This is a genomic window from Vibrio frigidus (assembly GCF_042465995.1).
In the GTDB taxonomy this organism is placed as follows: domain Bacteria; phylum Pseudomonadota; class Gammaproteobacteria; order Enterobacterales; family Vibrionaceae; genus Vibrio.
Window position 1 is genome coordinate 1 of sequence record NZ_JBCDMC010000033.1, and the last position, 1290, is coordinate 1290.

Annotated in this window: 1 tRNA gene and 1 rRNA gene; both read left to right on the forward strand. The window is 45.6% G+C overall.

Going from position 1 to position 1290, the window contains the following annotated elements:
• Positions 1-648, forward strand: a 16S ribosomal RNA gene (locus tag AACW90_RS22845); the annotation flags it as partial.
• Between the two features lie 85 nt (positions 649-733).
• A tRNA-Ala gene (locus tag AACW90_RS22850) sits at positions 734-809 on the forward strand.
• Positions 810-1290 lie beyond the last annotated feature (481 nt).

Consider the following 1290-nt stretch of genomic DNA (forward strand, 5'->3'; position numbering starts at 1 on the left):
TCGCAAGATTAAAACTCAAATGAATTGACGGGGGCCCGCACAAGCGGTGGAGCATGTGGTTTAATTCGATGCAACGCGAAGAACCTTACCTACTCTTGACATCCAGAGAAGCCAGTGGAGACACAGGTGTGCCTTCGGGAGCTCTGAGACAGGTGCTGCATGGCTGTCGTCAGCTCGTGTTGTGAAATGTTGGGTTAAGTCCCGCAACGAGCGCAACCCTTATCCTTAATTGCCAGCGAGTTATGTCGGGAACTTTGGGGAGACTGCCGGTGATAAACCGGAGGAAGGTGGGGACGACGTCAAGTCATCATGGCCCTTACGAGTAGGGCTACACACGTGCTACAATGGCGCATACAGAGGGCAGCCAGCTAGCAATAGTGAGCGAATCCCAAAAAGTGCGTCGTAGTCCGGATTGGAGTCTGCAACTCGACTCCATGAAGTCGGAATCGCTAGTAATCGTAGATCAGAATGCTACGGTGAATACGTTCCCGGGCCTTGTACACACCGCCCGTCACACCATGGGAGTGGGCTGCAAAAGAAGTAGGTAGTTTAACCTTCGGGGGGACGCTTACCACTTTGTGGTTCATGACTGGGGTGAAGTCGTAACAAGGTAGCCCTAGGGGAACCTGGGGCTGGATCACCTCCTTAAACGATGATTGCTTTGATGAGTGTCCACACAGATTGAAATAGGTTTAGAAGTTAAAAGAGAAGGGAATTGTACTTCCTAGTAAATGGGGCTATAGCTCAGCTGGGAGAGCGCTTCGCTGGCAGCGAAGAGGTCTGCGGTTCGATCCCGCATAGCTCCACCATTTTTAAGTGTTTTTATCTCGACTGAGATAAGAGTATTTAAAAATGGTTTTTTTCTTTAAGTAGAATGAAATCTCGCTCTTTAACAATTTGGAAAGCTGACTGATAAGTTAATTGTTTTCACTTTTAAAAAGTGAAATAAAACGGCTCAAGCTGTGATTAATTTATCAAAATAAAAGTTCTCAAATCCTATTGGATCCTTTTTCGAAAGGAAACACTAGGTACTTGTTGTCACTTCGGTGATAACAAACCAACACACATTCAAGTGTTCTTGGAAACAACTAACTTCGGTTAATTGTTTAATATTTGAGTCCGGCAAAATCGAAAATGTTGTCTCGCTCATTCAAATAATGAGGCAACGATAGAAACCTTGGTTGCTAATACAATAACAATTCGTTGTTATTTCGCGTAAGCGAAACCCTTTGGGGTTGTATGGTTAAGTGACTAAGCGTACACGGTGGATGCCTTGGCAGTCAGAGGCGA